This is a genomic window from Streptomyces sp. NBC_00690, from assembly GCF_036226685.1.
Lineage (GTDB): Bacteria > Actinomycetota > Actinomycetes > Streptomycetales > Streptomycetaceae > Streptomyces.
The window spans coordinates 585,108-602,878 of the sequence record NZ_CP109009.1 but is presented as its reverse complement, the minus strand read 5'-3'; the positions used below and the strand labels follow the sequence as shown (position 1 = coordinate 602,878).

The 17,771-nt window shown below is 68.9% G+C and carries 16 protein-coding genes; 9 read left to right on the top strand and 7 right to left on the bottom strand.

Annotated features, from left to right (window positions below):
- Positions 1 to 13 precede the first annotated feature (13 nt).
- Complete coding sequence (locus tag OID54_RS02610) at positions 14 to 838, top strand: AAC(3) family N-acetyltransferase (RefSeq protein WP_329013302.1); 825 nt, start codon at positions 14 to 16, stop codon at positions 836 to 838.
- Between the two features lie 123 nt (positions 839 to 961).
- On the top strand, positions 962 to 1,822 hold the full coding sequence (locus tag OID54_RS02605) for an alpha/beta fold hydrolase (protein WP_329013300.1): 861 nt from the start codon (positions 962 to 964) through the stop codon (positions 1,820 to 1,822).
- Positions 1,823 to 2,059: 237 nt separating this feature from the next.
- Here OID54_RS02605 and OID54_RS02600 read toward each other — a convergent pair whose 3' ends face one another.
- The gene (locus tag OID54_RS02600) at positions 2,060 to 2,551 is read right to left on the bottom strand and encodes a hypothetical protein (protein ID WP_329013297.1); all 492 of its coding nucleotides are present in this window, start codon (positions 2,549 to 2,551) and stop codon (positions 2,060 to 2,062) included.
- A gap of 337 nt (positions 2,552 to 2,888) precedes the next feature.
- On the opposite strand from OID54_RS02600, the gene lysA reads away from it, so the two are divergent.
- Positions 2,889 to 4,235: a diaminopimelate decarboxylase gene (gene lysA, locus OID54_RS02595; RefSeq protein ID WP_329013294.1), complete on the top strand. Its 1,347-nt coding sequence runs from the start codon at positions 2,889 to 2,891 to the stop codon at positions 4,233 to 4,235.
- Positions 4,236 to 4,364: 129 nt separating this feature from the next.
- Positions 4,365 to 5,288, top strand: a complete 924-nt coding sequence (locus OID54_RS02590) for a LysR family transcriptional regulator (protein ID WP_329013291.1) — start codon at positions 4,365 to 4,367, stop codon at positions 5,286 to 5,288.
- Between the two features lie 128 nt (positions 5,289 to 5,416).
- Here the strand turns inward: OID54_RS02590 and OID54_RS02585 are convergent, their stop codons facing one another.
- From OID54_RS02585 to OID54_RS02560, 6 genes are all read right to left on the bottom strand, one after another.
- Complete coding sequence (locus tag OID54_RS02585) at positions 5,417 to 6,259, bottom strand: serine hydrolase (protein WP_329013288.1); 843 nt, start codon at positions 6,257 to 6,259, stop codon at positions 5,417 to 5,419.
- On the bottom strand, positions 6,256 to 7,872 hold the full coding sequence (locus OID54_RS02580) for an N-acyl-D-amino-acid deacylase family protein (RefSeq protein ID WP_329013285.1): 1,617 nt from the start codon (positions 7,870 to 7,872) through the stop codon (positions 6,256 to 6,258). The genes OID54_RS02585 and OID54_RS02580 overlap by 4 nt, the downstream gene beginning before the upstream one ends.
- The gene (locus tag OID54_RS02575) at positions 7,872 to 8,645 is read right to left on the bottom strand and encodes an amino acid ABC transporter ATP-binding protein (protein ID WP_329013283.1); all 774 of its coding nucleotides are present in this window, start codon (positions 8,643 to 8,645) and stop codon (positions 7,872 to 7,874) included. Before OID54_RS02575 ends, OID54_RS02580 begins: the two co-directional genes overlap by 1 nt.
- Positions 8,642 to 9,592, bottom strand: coding sequence for an amino acid ABC transporter permease (locus tag OID54_RS02570; protein WP_329013280.1), 951 nt, complete (start codon positions 9,590 to 9,592; stop codon positions 8,642 to 8,644). Before OID54_RS02570 ends, OID54_RS02575 begins: the two co-directional genes overlap by 4 nt.
- 6 nt (positions 9,593 to 9,598) lie before the next feature.
- Positions 9,599 to 10,480 (bottom strand): ABC transporter substrate-binding protein, encoded by an 882-nt coding sequence (locus tag OID54_RS02565; RefSeq protein ID WP_329013278.1) that lies wholly within the window; start codon positions 10,478 to 10,480, stop codon positions 9,599 to 9,601.
- Between the two features lie 449 nt (positions 10,481 to 10,929).
- Positions 10,930 to 11,130 (bottom strand): hypothetical protein, encoded by a 201-nt coding sequence (locus OID54_RS02560; protein WP_329028025.1) that lies wholly within the window; start codon positions 11,128 to 11,130, stop codon positions 10,930 to 10,932.
- Between the two features lie 267 nt (positions 11,131 to 11,397).
- Between OID54_RS02560 and OID54_RS02555 the strand changes: the two genes are divergently transcribed.
- The 5 genes from OID54_RS02555 (at position 11,398) to OID54_RS02535 (ending at position 17,390) form a co-directional block, all read left to right on the top strand.
- Entirely contained in the window at positions 11,398 to 12,258 is an 861-nt protein-coding gene (locus OID54_RS02555; RefSeq protein ID WP_329013275.1) for a helix-turn-helix domain-containing protein, read from the top strand.
- A 206-nt stretch (positions 12,259 to 12,464) separates the two neighbouring features.
- Positions 12,465 to 13,904, top strand: coding sequence for a WGR domain-containing protein (locus OID54_RS02550; RefSeq protein ID WP_329013272.1), 1,440 nt, complete (start codon positions 12,465 to 12,467; stop codon positions 13,902 to 13,904).
- 113 nt (positions 13,905 to 14,017) lie between these two features.
- Positions 14,018 to 14,620 carry a hypothetical protein gene (locus tag OID54_RS02545; protein WP_329013269.1) on the top strand — a complete coding sequence of 201 codons (603 nt, stop codon included), beginning with the start codon at positions 14,018 to 14,020 and terminating at the stop codon, positions 14,618 to 14,620.
- Between the two features lie 965 nt (positions 14,621 to 15,585).
- Positions 15,586 to 16,452, top strand: coding sequence for an NAD-dependent epimerase/dehydratase family protein (locus OID54_RS02540; RefSeq protein WP_329013266.1), 867 nt, complete (start codon positions 15,586 to 15,588; stop codon positions 16,450 to 16,452).
- A gap of 467 nt (positions 16,453 to 16,919) precedes the next feature.
- On the top strand, positions 16,920 to 17,390 hold the full coding sequence (locus OID54_RS02535; protein WP_329013263.1) for a hypothetical protein: 471 nt from the start codon (positions 16,920 to 16,922) through the stop codon (positions 17,388 to 17,390).
- Positions 17,391 to 17,771: the final 381 nt, after the last annotated feature.

The window sequence follows — 17,771 nt, the reverse complement described above, 5'->3', positions numbered from 1 at the left end:
AGGAGTAAGTGTGATGATCACCGCGGAACACCTCGGAAGGGCAGTCGACGAGTTGGGTCTCTCCGGGTTGCCGGTGCTGGTCCACGCCGCCCTGCGGTCGTTCGGGGTGCCGCTCGACGGGGGCGCGGACACCCTGGTCGACGCTCTCGTCGGCAGGGGCTGCACCGTCCTCGTACCAGCCTTCACCGAAACGCACTTCGGGGTGGCCCCACCGCCTTCACCTTCGATGCGCCCGGCCCGCAACGGGGTGGACTACTCCCGGCCGTCGCTCCGCGACTCGCTGCCGGCGCCCGCCGTCTACAGCCCCGACTGTGGACTGGTCAATCCCCGTCTCGGCGCCTTCCCGGCCGTGGTCCTCGCCCGATCCGATGTGCACCGAGGCCGACATCCGTTGAATTCGTTCGCCGCGGTCGGACCTGATGGCGCAGCCCTCGTCCGCGACCAGAGCCCGGACGATGTGTACGCTCCGCTGCGGGCGTTGGCCGAACGGGACGGGCGGAGCCTGCTCATCGGCGTCGGGCTGAACCGGATGACCGTGCTCCACCTGGCCGAGCAGCAGTCCGGACGCCGGCTGTTCCGACGTTGGGCCCGGGCCGAGGACGGCCGTACCACCCTGGTGGAGGTGGGGTCCTGCTCGGAGGGGTTTCCCCGGTTGGCCCCCTGGCTCAGCCCCGGCGCGCGTACGACGACCGTGGGCGCCGCCCGTTGGGACGCCCATCCGGTGCGCGAGACGCTGGCCGCGGTTACCGCCGCGCTGGCCGCCGACCCGGAGCTGACCCGTTGCTCGGCCCATTGCCGATCGTGCCAGGACGCCATAGCGGGCGGACCACTGGACTGACGCCCGATGCCTGAGGGACGACCGGCCCACTCGGCTCTCACAGTGCTCCAACTCAACTCCACGACGTGAGTTCGGCCTCGGAGCCACCGTGACAACACCAATAGTTTGTTTGTGGTGACTTCGATGGAGACGCAGGGCCTCGTGACGATGACCGACGCGGCGCGGGTGCGCTGGATGGCGCTGGGGGATACGAGTCGGCGGCCGGCCGTAGTTCTGCTCCATGGCGGTCCGGGGCTGCCGGACTATCTGGGCGATGTCGCCCCCATGGTTGCGGACCTCGCACCCGTGTACCGGTACGACCAGCGTGGGACCGGCGGATCCCCGTGGCCGGGCCCCCATACCCTCGCCCGGCATGTCGATGACCTCGCCGAGCTCCTCGACGCATGGGAGGTGTCCACGGCCGTGCTGATCGGGCACTCCTACGGCGCTGATCTCGCGAGCCGATTCTGCCTGGCGCATCCCGACCGGGTCGCGGCGACGCTGCTGATGTGTGGACCGTTCGTCGGCGACTGGCGAACCGAGTACCGAGTCGAGCGCAGCCGCCGCATGTCCACGGCGCAGCAGGAGCGGCTGCGCGATCTGGAGGAGCTGCCCCACCGCACGGAGGAACAGGAGGTCGAGCTGCTCACGCTGGCCTGGTTCACCGACCACTCGGATCCTGGGCGCGGGGAGCGCTGGGCAGCCCGGGGCGCTCGGCTGCGTCGCCCGGTCAACTGGACCATGAACGGCGAACTCGGCGCAGAAGAGCGCGCGGATCCGCTCGATGAGCACCTTGCCGAGCTGAGTGCCCGCCTGCCCGCGCGGTCGGAGCTCCTCGGCGGGGCCGACGATCCCCGTCCCCTGTCGGCGCTCCGTTCACTCGCGGTCCGACTCGAACTTCCCCTCGTCAGGATCGAGGGTGCGGGGCACGAGCCCTGGCTTGAGCAGCCCGAAGCCGTGCGGATGCACCTGCGGCGATTCGTACACGGCGCCCTGGAGGCGTAGGACTTCAACGGACTGTTGGCCGCTCTCGTTCCGGTGAACACGGCACCGGTGCCCAGAATCCACGCCAGCAGGAAGACGGGGGAGAGCAGTAGTTCCCTTGCCGTCAGGGCTTGGAGCACGATCGCGATGATCAGCCGGCCGTGGACGGGAGTGAGCAGTTCGGCCGGCCCGGTCGATGCGGGCGCGGAGGATCCGACGGGATGCTCCTGCCGTCCGGGTACGGGAGCCGAGCAGCGCTCACGCAGGGTCGGGCCGTCCCGCGCCGGCCATGAAACGCCACACCAGACCGTGCCCCATCAGCACCAGGAGACTCAGCAAGATCGCCTCTGCCTGGATGGGCCGCAGTCCGAGCGGATCGGCCACTTCGGGTGCCACCCCCACCACCGCGATCAGTAGATAGAGCAGACACGCCACCAGTTGTGGGGCGGCCAGCGAACCGGCGCTCCGATCGCTGGTGCTGCGACCCAACAGCCGTACGGTGGACGCACAGCCGATGACGGCGAGCACCACGAAGCTGGTCCGCCAGATCTCCGGCGTCTCCACCCCACCCACCTGGGCGAACAGTCCCATCAGTGCGGGCAAGAGGAAGGACAGATAGATCCCGCCCACCACCCGGCGCAGGGCATCGGAGCGAAGCCAGTCGGGATGGTTCTGCACGACGTTCCACCAGAGCCCCACCAGCGTGAAACAGGTCGCTGAGAACAGCGCGTAGAACGTACTGACGTCCATCGGGTCTCCCGCCCAGGATCTGCGGCCCGGACCGGGGCCGTGGGGTTGCTCTTCGCCGTGCCGCCCGCCCGTACCCTCGTCGACCAGGTGCGGTCCGTGTCCGTGGCTAGGGGGAGCGGGCGTCCGTCGGGCCGAGGTTCCCAGTCGAGGCCGCCGTCTCGGTGGACCGACACCCCGAATGCGCCCAAAGCGGTCGTCCCTGTGTCTCCAAGCATCGCGGTGGGAGTCGTATCCCGCGGAGCATCGTAAAAATCGAGGCTCACCCCGAGAAGAATGCGCTTTTGTGCCCCAGCGCCAGGCCACAGGATGACAGGGAGTCCGCTTTCGGGGAGGAACCATGTCGTCAGCCATCGAGCCAGAACTGCTGCCCCTCACCGCCGAGGAAGGTCCAGCAGGACTGACCGTAGGCGCCGTCCCGCTCACCGAACTGGCACGCCGCTTCGGCACGCCCCTCTTCGTCTACGACGAGGAACATCTGCGCAGACGCTGCCAAGAAGCCGTCGCGGCCTTCGGCCGCGACAACGTCGCCTATGCCTCCAAGGCATTCCTGTGCACGGCCATGGCCCGACTCGCCCATGAGGAGGGCATGCTCCTCGACGTCGCGTCCGGCGGTGAACTCGCGGTCGCACTCCGCGCGGGTGTCCCCGCCGATCGGATCGTGCTCCACGGCAACAACAAGGACGAGGCGGAACTGCGAAGAGCGATCTCCGCCCGCGTACGACACATCGTCGTCGACAGCTTCGACGAGATGGACCGCATCGAACGACTCCACGCCACCGGAGAACTGCCCCCGGCGCAGATTCAGCTCAGGATCGCCCCCGGTGTCGCAGCCGGAGCCCATGAATCGATCCGGACCGGCGGCAGCGACTCGAAGTTCGGCTTCGGCCTCGCCGACGGATCTGCGACGACGGCCGTGCGCCGTGCCGCGGCCTCCCCGGCGATGGTCCTGGAGGGCGTCCACGCGCACGTGGGGTCCCAGGTGTTGGACGCGACCGAACTCGCCGCCGGAGCAGCGGCCGTCGCCCGGTTCGCCGCTCAGTCGGGAGTGTGCCGGCTCACCGTCGGCGGCGGACTCGGCGTCGTCTACGAGGCGGGTCAGAGCGCCCCCACATTCGCCGAGTGGGCCGTGCGCGTCCGCGACGCCGCCCGCGGTGCCGGCTGGGATGGCGACGTCGCGGTGGAACCGGGCCGTTCCATCGTCGCCCGCGCCGGACTGACCCTCTACCGGGTCGGCACCATCAAGCACATCCACGGCGTACGCACCTACGTCAGCGTCGACGGGGGCATGAGCGACAACCTCCGGCCGGCCCTGTACGCCAGCCGCTACGAGGCGTTCCTGCCCCGCTCCCCGCGCTCCCCGCGTCCCTTGCGGGCCCGGCTCGTCGGCAAGCACTGCGAGAGCGGCGATGTGATCATCGACAACGCCGCCCTGCCCGCAGACCTCCAGGTGTCCGATGTGCTGGCCACCCCGGTGACCGGCGCCTACGGCTATGCGATGGCGTCCAACTACAACAAGCTGCCGCGGCCCGCGGTGGTCTTTGTCCGCGACGGTCACGCCCGGGTCGTGGTGCGACGTGAGACGGAGGACGACCTGCTGCGCCTGGACACCGATGCGGCCCCCGTCGAGATGTCCGTCCGCTCGGGAGCCGGCGAACTGGTGGCGGCCCGCCAGTCGTCGGTCTAGTCGGTCTAGATCGTGTCCGACAGCTAGGGCCCAGCGCCATGGCCCGCCCGGGGCACCGCACAGGTGCCCCGGGTCGCCGGTCGTGGCAGAGCTCGACAGCACCCGCGAGAAAGGCTCTAACCTAGCCCGATGCTCAACAGCGCCCGTCTGCATGTCCTGCTGGAGATCGCCCGCCGGGGCACCATCGTGGCCGCCGCCCAGGCCCTCCATCTGAGTCCATCCGCGATCTCCCACCAGCTCGCCCGCCTGGAGCAGGAACTCGGCGTCGCGCTGGTCGAGCGGGCACCGCAGAGCCTTCGGCTGACACCAGCCGGGCAGCGACTGGCCGAACATGCCCAGGCCATCGCCGATCTGATGGCAGTCGCTCAGGACGACCTCCGCGGGCACTCCGCGGGCGAGGCGGGCCTGCTGCGTCTCGGCTTCTTCGCCTCGTCGGGCCTGGAACTCCTCCCGAGGGCCCTGGCGGTCTTCGCGGTGCAGCGCCCGCAGGTGGAGCTCGAACTCATCCTTGGCCAGCCGCACGAGCTGCTGCCCGATCTGGAAGCGGGTCGGTTGGACGCCGCCGTCGTCTTCGAACACCCGCTGGACCCCTGGTGTCGACAGGCGGCTGTGGACGTGGAGATGTTCTTCGACGAGCCGCAACTCGTCGTCGTTCCGCTGCGGCACCGACTCGGCCAGCGCGCCACCGTACGGCTGGCACAGTTGGAGGGCGAGACCTGGATCGGTACGCGCGGCGGCGACACCGGCGAACCGGTGCTGGAACGCGCATGCGCCGCAGAGGGCTTCCTGCCGCGGGTCCGCTGCCGCAGCGACCACTACCAGGTCACCATCAACCTCGCCCGCGCCGGCATGGGGATCGCGCTGGTTCCCGCCCTCGGGCTCGGTGACACCGCGGGTGTCCACGTCTGCCGGCTCGACCATCCCCAACTGCACCGCAGGGTCGGGGTAGCGACCCGCGCCACCAACCGCAACCCACTGCTCCAGGCGTTCCTCACCGACCTGCGCTCGGCCGCCCAGGAGGTCGGCTCGCTACTGGAGACACAGTGGACATGAGGCTCTGGCACCGCCCCGGCGGCCGAGCGTGATGTGGTGCGGTCACCGTGCGCCTACACAGGCTTCCGGTTGATCGATACTGCCCGGAAGCCGGCCCGGCGCCCACAGGCTGCGGGCCGGCCCCTGTCTTAGCGGACGTCCCCTCCGGCGCAGGCCGCCAGGCTGCGACCCACATCGCGGATCGCGTGCACCGCGGCGCGTTCCGTACTGGATCCGAGCGCCGTGTCCCAGTGCGCCACCACCGCGTACGCCAGCCGCCGCGTTCCGACGATGACGCCCGTATCGGCCCTGACCCCCGGGTCGGTGCCGGTCTTGTTGGCCACCAACAAGTCACCGGCCGGCGGCGGGCCCGGAAACGGCGCATACGGATCGTGCGCGATCAGTGCGGGCACCAACCCATGGTCGGTGTTGGCGCGCATCCACCCCAACAGCCGGGCCGACGCCTGCGGGGAGACCATCTCCCCCCGCACCGCACCGGCCAGCAGATGGGCCAGGTCCCACGCCGTACCGGTCGCGAAGACGGGCGGCGCATCCGGTCCGCGGACATCCCGCACCACGTCGTGCAGCGCGAGGTCACCGAGACCTACTGCATCCGCCAATCGCGCCGTCGACTCCAGGCCCACCGTCCGCAGCAGTGCGTTGGTGGCCGTGTTGTCACTGACCGAGGCGGTGAGCCAGGCCAGGTCCTCGACCGTCCAGTCACGTCGACTGAGCCGGGCCAGCAGGCCCGTACCGCCCACGGCATCCGCCTCGTGGATCGCCACCGGTTCATCCGGGCGCAACTCACCCGAGTCGAGCCGTCGGGACACCTCGGCCAGCAACAGGACCTTCGAGGCGGAGGCGACCGGAAGGACGACCCGTTCATCGAGGCCCACCGTTTGGCCGCCGTCCACATCGACGGCGGCCACGGCCAGGACCAACGGCAGTGCCGCCGAGCGACGCGCAGTGGCAACCACCCTGGCCAGACTCATCGCACCCTCACCACTTCTCCCGCCCGCGTACCGGTCGGACGACCGTCGCGCACCGCCGTCCGTCCCGCCACCACCACCGTGCTCACGCCCCGTGGCGCCAGCAACGGCTGCTCGAAGGTCGCCCCGTCCTGCACCGTGTCCGGATCGAACACCACCAGATCAGCCAGGGCGCCGTCCCGGACGACACCGCGCCCGGTCAGTCCGAACCGCTGGGCTGGCAGCCCCGTCATTTTGTGCACCGCGGTCTCCAGCGACAGTAGCCCCTGGTCGCGGCCGTAGTGGCCGAGGACCCTGGCGAAGCTGCCCGCCCAGCGCGGATGCGGACGACCGGGTTTGGGCACCCCGTCCGAGCCGATCATGGACAGCGGGCTGGCCAGGACCCGTCGCACGTCGTCCTCGTGCATCGAATGGCTGATGATGGTCACCTCGCCGCGTTCGGCGAGTAGGAGTTCACAGACGTACTCGATGGCATCGATCCCCGCTTCGGCGGCCAGATCGGCGATGCGCCGCCCTTCCACGCCGGGCCGCGAGGCAGCCGCAGCGACCGCGATCAGATCCCAACCGCCGTTCCCGACGGTGTTCTCCCAACCGGGCACCCCGTGGACGATGTCCCACCGGATGCGGTCGCGCTCCTCCGGCCGCCGCAGCCGCTCCAGCATCACACCGACACCGCCCTCGCTGGTCCAAGGCGGCAGCATGGCGTGCAGCACGGTACTGCCGGCGGTGTACGGATACACATCGCACAGGACGTCCACTCCCGCTGCGCGCGCCCGATCCAGCCGCGGTAGCGTCCGCAGCGTGGCGCCCCAACCATGGCGGCCCGCCGTCTTGTGGTGTGACACCTGCAGGGACGCACCCGACCGCACCGCGATCTCCAGCGCCTCTTCCAGCGCACTCTCGACCTGCGACATCTCATCGCGTAGATGGGTCACGTACGGCTTGCCGTGCCGGGCGGCCACCTTCGCCAGGGCGATGATCTCCTCGGTGCCGGCATAGGTCCCCGGCGGGTAGATCAGCCCCGTGGACAGGCCCGCCGCCCCCTGCTCCAACGCCCGGTCGAGCAGTGCACACATCGTATCGAGCTCATGTGCGGTGGGTGGGCGGGCATCGAATCCCATCACACCGGCGCGCAGGGTTCCGTGTCCCACCAGTGAGGCGATGTGCGTGTGGCGCAGTGCCGGGTCCTGGCCCGCCGCGAACGCATCGAAGTCCACGGCGGGGGGAACGGTCCCAAGGCCGAAGGACACCCGTACGTGCTCGGCCAGTTCTGGCAGCAGTTCCGGCAGCGAGGGAAAGAGGCTGATGCCACAGTTCCCACTGATCTCGGTGGTCACTCCTTGGAGGAGCGGCGCCAACCGCAGCCGCTCGATCGCGCCCTCGCCGTCGTCGGCCGCATGAGGCGCGGCGAGGGCGTCGGAGTGGGTGTGCACATCGATGAAGCCGGGAGCAACGACCTGCCCGCTGACATCCACCTCTTCGGTCGCGCTCGTTCCCGCTCCCGGGGACAGGACCTTCATACGCCCCCCGAGCACGGCGACATCGGCCCTGGTGGCGGGGGCGCCGGTCCCGTCGACGACGGTGCCCCCGCGCAGGACGAGGTCGTAGTCGCCCATCACAGGACCGTCGACAGGAAGGCCCGGGTGCGCTCGTGGCGCGGATCGGTGAACAACTCGTCGGGGCGGCCCGCCTCGACGACGGCTCCCTCGTCCATGAAGACGACGCGGTCCGCCACCTCGCGGGCGAAGCCCATCTCATGGGTGACCACGATCATGGTCATCCCGCTGCGCGCCAGATCGCGCATGACCCCGAGGACCTCGCCCACCAACTCGGGGTCGAGGGCCGATGTGGGCTCGTCGAAGAGCATCAGCGTCGGCTCCATCGCCAAGGCCCGGGCTATGGCGACGCGCTGCTGCTGACCACCGGAGAGTTGTGCCGGATAGTGATCGGCCCGGTCCGCGAGCCCGACCCGGTCGAGGAGTTCGACCGCCTGCCGTTCGGCACGGGCCCGGGGGAGGCGCTTGACCGTGATCGGTCCCTCCATCACGTTCTGCAACGCCGTGCGATGCGGAAAGAGGTGGAACCGTTGGAAGACCATGCCGATCCGCTCGCGCTGTCTGCGGACATCGCGCGGACGGCGTTCCCTCAGCACTCCTCGCGTCGGACCGTGCTGCTCGTAGCCGACGAGTTCGCCGTCCACCCAGATGCGACCGGCCTCGATGCGCTCCAGGTGGTTGAAACACCTCAGCAAGGTGGACTTGCCCGACCCCGAGGGGCCGATGACACACAACACCTCACCCGTACGCACTTCGAGGTCGATGCCTCGCAGTACCTCGATGTCGCCGAACCTCTTGCGGACCCCGCGGGCTCGCAGGACGATGTCGTTCACGCTGCCCCCTTGGCTGAGCGTCCGGGCTTGAGGTTGGCAAGCACCCGTCGGCGCACCGGTGTCGCGCCGGGGTTGTACCGGCGTTCGATGAAGTGCTGGGCGATGCTGGCGACCGTGGTGAGTACCAGGTACCAGATCGACGCCACCATCAGCAGGGCGATGACCTCGAAGTTGGCCAGGTACAGGTGTTGGGAGACGGTCATCAGATCCGAGCCTGCGATGACCGAGACGAGGGACGTCGTCTTCAGCATGGAGATGAACTGGTTGCCGAACGGCGGAATGATGACCCGCATGGCCTGGGGCAGGATGACCCGGGTGAGGATCTTCCGGTTCGACATGCCGATGGACTCGCCGGCCTCGCGCTGACCGGGGTCCACGCTCTGGATGCCGGCCCGCACGATCTCCGCCATGTAGGCGCCCTCGTTGATCGAGAGGCCGAGCAGCGCCGCGACGAATCCTGTGATGACCGCGTTCGTCTGCCACTCGACGAGCTTGGGCCCGTCGAACGGTATGCCGATGCTGATCACCGGGAACAGGAGGGCGAGGTTGAACCAGAAGATGAGCTGGACGAGCAGCGGCGTGCCCCGGAAGAACCAGGTATAGGCGCTCGCCGTGATCCGAAGGACCGGGCTCTGCGAGAGCTGCATCACCGCGATGAGGACACCGATCACGATGCCCACGACCATGGAGATCAGGGTGAGCTGGATCGTCACCCACAGACCTTTGAGGATCACACCGTCGAACTGGTACTCCGCGATGACGTCCCAGTGCAGATTGGGATTGATGATCACGGTGTAGGCGAGCCACACCGTGAACAGGGCGGCGGCGGCCACGGCGACCCACCGCCCGGGCCGGGGGCGGCGCGTCACCCGCAACGAGAGATCGTCCGGATCTTCGCCGATGACGCCCCCGCCGGTCTTCTTGACGTCGGATGTGTCGGTGTTCACCGGAACTCACTGCCCGTCGTTGATGGTGGCCTTGGGCACGGCACTGCCCGCGACACCGTAGGAGTCGAGGATCTTCTTGTAGCCGCCGTCGTCGATCAGGTCCTGGAGGGCCTTCTGTACGGCGTCACGCAGCCCGCTCTGGTCCTTGGCGACGGCGATGCCCCAGGGAGCCGCTCCGTACTGCGTGGGGATGACCTCGTACGCCTTGTTCTTCTCGGCGAACATCTGGGCGACGGGGTAGTCGACGATGGTGGCGACCGCCCGCCCGCTCTCCAACTGGAGCAGACCGGTGGGTGCGTCCTCGCTCTGGGAGATCCGCATTTTCTCGCTGCACTTCGTGTTCTGTTGCTGACCGATGTCCAGGTTCGAGCTGCCCTTGGCGAGGACGACCGACTTGCCGCACAGGTCCCCAAGGGTCTTGATGCCCTCCGGGTTGCCGCTCTTGGTCATGATCACGCCACCCGTGCGGAAGTAGTCGACGAAGTCGACGGCCTGTCGGCGTTGGGCGCTGTCCGTCATGGACGACATCACCAGGTCGAACCGCCCGGACTTCAGCCCGGGGATGAGCCCGTCGAACGAGGCGTTGGTGAGCTGGAGCTTGAGTCCGAGTCGATCCGCGACGGCCTTGGCTAGGTCCGGGTCGACCCCGGTGAGCTCGGTCGTCCCCGGCTTGTACATCTCCATGGGTGGGTAGCCGACGGCGGTCGCCACCCGCAGTGTGCCGTTCTTCTTGAAGTCGGCGGGGAGCAGGTCGGACGCCGACTTGCCCGCTGCGGCCGACTTGTCCCCCGATGGGGCGCTGCCCGCATCGGAGCGCCCGCAGGCGGTGGTCGCGAGCGCGACCGCCAACAGTGCGGACACACAGCTCAGACGTCTGAGACTTCTCATCGGATTCTCCCTCACGCGGTGACGTGCGCCGATGCTGGCAGTCGGGTGCCGATGAATGGAAGATGATGAAGCTATTCCTGTCTGAGCATCGAAAAAGGTACTGCTGCTGCGGAAGGCTCACCGCCGCTCCGAACACTCAAGGCGTTGGGTGCAGACGCGGCGCCGCGCGACCGGCGGCTGTTACCGCAGGCCGCTGCAGCGAAGGCTGCGAACCGGCTCGGGGAGTGAGGTGGCAGCCGTTGGCCAGCCGGCCCGGAACGAGGGCCTCCGATGGGTGCGAGCTGCAACAGAACCGCCCCGCAGGAAAAGGGAGCGGCGGAGCTCAGCACCTGGACACGGCACCACCGGGAACGAGGCGGCGGGCGGCCCGAAGGAGCCGCCCGGCCACAGCACCGTACGTCAGGGGAACCGGGCGGTGTGCCCGGTTCAATCGTTGGATGCGACCGGCCTCACTGCCGAGGCGGCTGCGGCCACATCTGCTGCGGCAGCCCACCGGACAGTGGTGTCGCCATACGCATCACCTGCTCCAGCTCCCGCAGCACTCGCTCGGCCTCTCGGCGGACCTGGGTAGGCACATCACCGAGCTCCCCTATGAGCCGGTCGTAGATCGGCGCCTCCTGCCACACGGCCAACCAGTCCTCTCCGCACACGAGTCCAGCTCCCGTGGCCGGGAGCAGCTGCCGAGTCTACGGTGTGGGCGCCCGCTTCGGTCGCGGGTCCGGCAGACGGACGCCACTCTTCTTCCCGTTGGCACCCTGGGTGGCGGGTTGGGTCGGTGGGCGTTGCCCCCTGTCCGCCTTTGTTCGCAGAAGCAAATTCTGTCCGGTTGGCAAGGATGCTTGCCGGACAGCGGCCACCCCGGCCGACCCGTGGCACACTGCTCCCCAAAGGGGCCATGAACAGGGGAGGTTGTGGGAGTGAGCGAGCCGAGGTCCGCTCCCACGGTCCTGCAGATGGTGCTCGGCAGACGGCTCCAAAAGCTCCGCAGAGCCGCCGGGATGACCGCACAGCAGGCCGGGCGGCACCTACGCCAGGCGCACACCACCGTCACACGGATCGAGCGGGCCGAGGTCGCACTGAAGTACGTGACCGTCGCCGCCATGCTCGACCTCTACGGCGTCACCGAGAAGGAGAAGCGAGAGTTCCTCGATCTCAGTGAGAAGGCCAACGTCTCCGGATGGTGGCAGAAGTACCGCGATGTGCTTCCCGACGTCTTCAGCCTCTACGTCAGTCTGGAGGCGTCCGCCGCCCAGATCAGGACCTACGAACCGCACTTCGTTCCCGGCCTCGTGCAGACCGAGGACTACGCCCGTGCAGTTCTGCGCCTGGGCTTCCCCCGAGTGGACCAACGTGAGTTGGACCGACGTATCGCGCTGCGCCAGGAGCGCCAGTTGGTGCTGGAGCGCACGGACGCCCCCAAGCTGTGGGTGGTGATGGATGAAACGGTCCTTCGGCGACCCGTCGGTGACGCTGCCATTATGAAGGGGCAGATCGATCGTCTCCTGGACACCTGCGACATGCCCCATGTCGCGCTGCAACTGGCCGAGTTCCGGGCCGGAGCCCACCCCGGCGCCTACGGACCGTTCGCACTCTTCCGCTTCGACGGATTCGACTTTCCCGACGTCATCTACTGCGAGAGCCTGACCCGCTCCTCCTACATAGAGGAGATGGCCGAGGTGTCCGTCTACCGCGAGGTCCTGGACCAGATGGTCATCAGGGCCACCCCGCCCAGGCGCACCAAGGACGCCCTGTACGGCATACGCAAGGACTGGTCGTAGCCGCGGCATCCACCGGCTGCGTGCCGAACAGTCCACCGGCGCAGGGGCAGTGTCCGAGCCGGCGCCTCTCTGACCTGCGCGAACCATGGGAAGGGCCAGGGTCCCAGGCCGGCTAAGAACGTCGATGTCAGTGCCGCCCCATAATGTCGTCAGCAGTGGGAACCGGCGGACCAGGCCGTCGGTTCCACCCAGGGGAGGAGTCTGCTGTGTCTCGTACCACGACGTATCTGGAGCTGTCGCAGGACGGCGAAGGAGCGCACAAGTTCTACGAGGTGACCGTGGACGACACGGTCGTTTCAGTGCGCTACGGACGCATCGGTGCGCAGGGGCAGTCCCAGGTCTCCACGTTCCCCACGGTGGACAAGGCCCGGGCCGCAGCGGCCAAGAAGGTGGGGGAGAAGGTCCGCAAGGGGTACGCCCCCGCGGTCCAGGGCCAGCGGGCGGCCCGCGCGGTCACCCGCCGCCAGGTCACCTCGGCCCCCTCCACCGCGCGCTCGGTCGCCCCCGTGCTGTGGCGCTTTCGCACGGGATCCGCTGCCTTCGGCATCCACATCGACGAGGATCGCTGCTGGGTGGGCAACCAGGCGGGCGATGTGTACACGGTCAGCCACAGCGGTGAGGTGCTCGCCAAGTACTCCCTGCCGGACGGCGTCAAGTGCCTGGTCGCCGATGACTTCTGGATCTACGCCGGCTGTGACAACGGCACGGTGTACGACCTGTCGTCCAAGCTTCCGTTCGCCGCGTACGACATCGCCGCCGACGTCGACATCTTCTGGCTGGACATCCGTGAGGGAGTGCTCAACGTCTCGGATGCCCGAGGCGGGTTGAACGTGATCGACCACGAGGACGAGTACCAGTGGTCACGCACCTCCGCAGGTCCCTACGGCTGGATGGTCCGAGCCGACGACCGCGGCGTCTACCACGGTCACGGCAAGGGCGTCACGGCCTACGCGCCCCACGGCAACGGCGAACTGTGGCACACCCCCACCACCGGCTCCGTCCTGTTCGGCTGGCAGGAGCAGAACTCGGTGTACGCAGGCACCAGCCGTCATGTGGTCCAGCGCCTCTCCAAGACGAACGGCACGATCGAGGCGACCTACCGCTGCGACGCCTCGGTGTACTCCTGCGCCACGGCGCCTGACGGCGCCTATGTCTTCGCCGGTGACTCCTCCTCGTCGGTGTACTGCTTCGACGCGGCAGGCAATCGACTGTGGAAGCTGGGGACGGGAGGCGGCTCGGCGCTGTCCATGCAGTACCTCGACGGACGCCTCTACATGGTCACCACCGATGGCTCCCTCGTCTGTGTCGACGCCAGTGACGCGGCGATCGCGGCGGCGCAACAGGGCACGGTCCCCGTGGCCCGGGACATCAAGTCCGCTGCCGCGCTGCCCACCTACACTCCGGCGGCCTCACCGACGGCGGTGGCCACGGTGACGGTGGCACCGGCGGGTGGAGTGGTGGTGGAGTGCATCCAGGAGTCGGGCCGGATGCGTGTGCACGTGGTCTCCGAGGGGTTCGAGCCCTCGTGGAACGTACAGTTCCCCCGCGGCATCAGGGAGGCGGGTGCCCGCTATGTGGTTGACGCCCTGCACCCCGCGTCGGGCGGTTTCTACCGGGTGCGCGGCGAGATACGCCGGCTGGTGTGAGTCAGGACCCCGCCTCGGGGCGCCGGGCGTTGGTGTCTTGCCCACGCGCCTGGACCGATCCCCGGCTTGGGAGGACCACGGCCACGGCAAGCGATTGACTGATAAACAGAGTCATGGAATCGACACCGGTGACCGCTGCCGACGCCAGCCGTGTCTGGCCCGCTCTCCTCGATGCCCACAGGGCCTACCAGGCCGCGGTCTCACCCGCCTACGACGAGGTCCTGTGGGAGGTGGCGCAGCGGGCAGAGGATTCCGGAAGCCTCGGAAAGGTCGACATCGGGGCACTGGTCGCCTGGAAGCGCCTCTCCGCCCGCACCCCGTGGATGGCCGAACTGATGGCGCTGCCGGACGCCCAGATACGTTCCATCACCCGGACGGCCATGGAAGCGGTCCGTGACTCGACACTCTCCCGCGCGGAAGCGGCCCGCAAGGGGCGAAGCGTCGTGTGGGAGCTGCCGGGGTGCAGAAGCGGCGACGCCCTGGCCTCCACGCTGCTCACCGCGGCAGCACCCCACCGCATGGCGGTCTACGACCGGCGCGCCCACCACGCCTTGACCGCACTGGGACTGAACTTGACCAACACCCCTGGGCGGTACGGTCGTTATCTCCACCTCCTTGACCAACTCCTCGCCCAGCGCGATCCACTGGCGGTGGACTGGACCGCACGCGAAATCGACATTGCGCTCTACTGGCTCGGCAACTCGCCCACCGGCTGAAGCCTCCGTATCCTCGCCAACTGACCCGCCGACGAATCAATGCTGCGGTAACCCGAACCGACGGCTCTCCACGGCACGACCTCGCCCTCGGACTGCCCGAGGAGCATCAGACCCCAACTGATGCCTGACTCCGGCCCCGGAGCCCCACTCCACCCCTGAGCGTGATCCACGGCCCGGGGGACACTCCCCACCAAGGCTCACCCCATGGACAGGGCCAGGGGCAAGCAGAGCTGGTTGCGGCACTGGGGGGCACATCCGGCTCCACCCCGGAACCTGATTCCTGCTCGGTCCCGAGCTTGAGCCACGACCCGGGGGACACTCCCCACCAAGGCGCACCCCATGGACAGGGCCAGGGGCAAGCAGAGCTGGTTGCGGCACTGGGGGGCACATCCGGCTCCACCCCGGAACCTGATTCCTGCTCGGTCCCGAGCTTGAGCCACGACCCGGGGGGACATCCCACCCTGAGCTCAACCCTTGGACAGGGCCAGGTATGCCTGGTTGCGGTATTGGGGGCGCGCAGGGGGTGTCCCCGGAAGCGTCGGCGGCTTCAGAGCCGCCATGGACGGATCAGCCGCTGGCCGCCGGCGCTGAGGAGTCACGCCCGAAAGCACCCCCACCACCCGCACCCCACCCAAACCCCAGCCGGACCACCCAAGGCCCCGCCCCCCAAGGCCAAGCCCACAACACAAGCGCCACCCGCCCCACCCCAGCCCGTCCGGCGCTTGAGGACGGAACCCCGCCACCCCCCCAGGGCGGAAACCCAGGCACGGGTCTCACCCGGACAAGCCAAACCCCGCAGCCTCGGACCACCTCAGCCCGTCCGGCGTTCGAGGACTGCCCCCCGCCCCCAGGGCTGAACTCACAGCAAGACCTCACCCGGAACCTACCGAGCCCCACCACCCCGCACCCCCTACCCTGGACCCCACCACCAGCCCCCCACCCACCACCCAAGAAACGAATACCTCATGCGAATCTTCGTCGCGGGCGCCACCGGAGCAGTCGGCCGGCTCCTCCTCCCGATGCTTCTGGACGCCGGGCACGAGGTCACCGGCATCTCAAGGACCTCGGCCGGGGTCGAACGGATCCGACGACAGGGAGCGGCAGCCGTAGCCGTCGACGCTCTGGACAGCCCAGGGCTCCGCCGGGCCCTCGTGGCAGCCCAACCCGACGTGGTCATGCATCAGTTGACCGATCTCTCAGGTGTCGATGGCGCTGCCAACAGTCGACTGCGTGTCCTCGGCACCCGTCATCTCGTGGATGCAGCGCGCGCCGCTGGCGTACAGCGCATCGTCGCCCAGTCCATCGCCTGGGCTTACGCCCCCGGAGAGGCCCCCGCGGATGAGTCCGTGCCCCTCGACCACAGCGCCGAGCAGCCCCGCGGGGGCATGGTGGCCGGCGTCAGGGCTCTTGAGGAGACGGTGGCAGAACTCGGTACGGCGGTTGTGCTGCGCTACGGAATCCTCTACGGCCCTGGCACGTGGTACGCGCCCGACGGCCCCGTAGCCGCCGCCTTGTCCGGTGACCCGACCGCCCGTTTTCTGGGCAGCGTTGAAGCCGACCGCTCCATCAGTTCGTTCCTCCATGTCGCCGATGCGGCCCGTGCGGCGGTGGCCGCCGTCGACTGGCCTGGCGGACCGGTCAACATCGTGGACGATGAACCGGCCGAGGCCCGCGAGTGGCTCCCGCTGCTGGCCGCCTCCCTCGGAGTGCCCGCGCCAACCCCCGTGCCCGGACGGCAGCCATGGGCCCGAGGTGCCACGCACCACCTGGCCCGCTCCCGTGGCTGGCGCCCCGAACACCCCACGTGGCGCACGGGATTCGCCGGCAAGTAGCCACCCAACGTTGGGCATTTCTGTCCTGCTCCGGTGCGACGCGACCCAGGCCCAACCCAACCCAACCCGCCCTGCCCCGGCCTCCGGCGCGGACCCAGAGCTGCCCCTGTCCGCCCAGAGTCGACCCCTTGCCCCTACGCGGGGGCCGCGGAGCGAGCCCCCACCCCGCCGCCCGGTCACGAGGGAGGAGCCCCATAGCCCAAGGACGCAGGAGAGGGATGGCAATTACCCTTCTCGTGTGCGAAGGCACGCCGTCGGACCATACGATCAACTCTTGTGCGTCAACGATCACTTATGAAACCTGCCCTGATGGTGGCCGCCTGCCCTCCCTCCGGCCCCCATGCCGGAGCCCCAGGGCGGTTCCCCATGAAGGGATCGCGTTCGAACGGGCCACACCAGACCATCACTACAGTGGGACCTGTCCGGAAAACGGCAGTGGCGGTGGTCAGGGAGAGGGAGGATGAAGCATGACCAAGCGCAACCACGGTCGCGCCCACCCTCTTTCGGCCGTTCCGTCGGTAGAGGCCGCACCCAAAGCGCCCAGTAGTCCCGTACCCGAGGGGTTCGACTACTACGAAGGTGCCACCGAGGTAGCCCGGGTGCTGGAGGACACGGGGCTGACCCCGTCGCGTGCGGAGCGGAAGGGCCTTTTTCGGGGCGGGTTCTGTGCGGTCGAGGCCACCCACCCCGAGACATGGCCGGCCGGGGTCGAGCTCTGTGTGGAGGTCACGTACTACCCCCCTGCCGAGCTCCGCAGGTCGTCGGGGAGTAAACCGGACCCTCCCGGTGCCGCGGAACATCGTCGGGAACGGCTGAACCTGATAGCCCGGACCCTCGGGGAACTCGGTTTCGACGTCGACCTCATCGAGCGGGACGGATGGCCGGGGCGTCAGCAACTTCTGCGGGTCCACCGTGCGAGGCCATCAGCGGACGAGTAGTGGCAACCGCTCGCCACGCGCTCCTGCTGCCCGGTCCCGTGATACCTCGTGGTCGTGGTCCTGGCCTGGTCGACGGCTTTGACCAGGCCGAGTCCTGGTAGGCAGTGGGTGCCGACAGCTCTGTGCCCAAGCTTGGCGACTTCGCCCTGTTCAGGACCGTGCTTGGTCACCGTGCCCGGGCGACCGGTCGAGGAGGATGTGTCCCGGCAAGGTACGTGCCCGTTAGCAGCCGCTCGGCGATCCAGCTGCCGCAGGAGATGAATTTCGGCCGCAGATGGGGGGTGCGTTCCACCGAGTGCCCGCCCGAAGGCGTTCGCTGGATCCGCCGAGGCTGCTCGCGCCCTAGTCGCACCAACATCCTCCTGCCCGGAACGCCGGGTT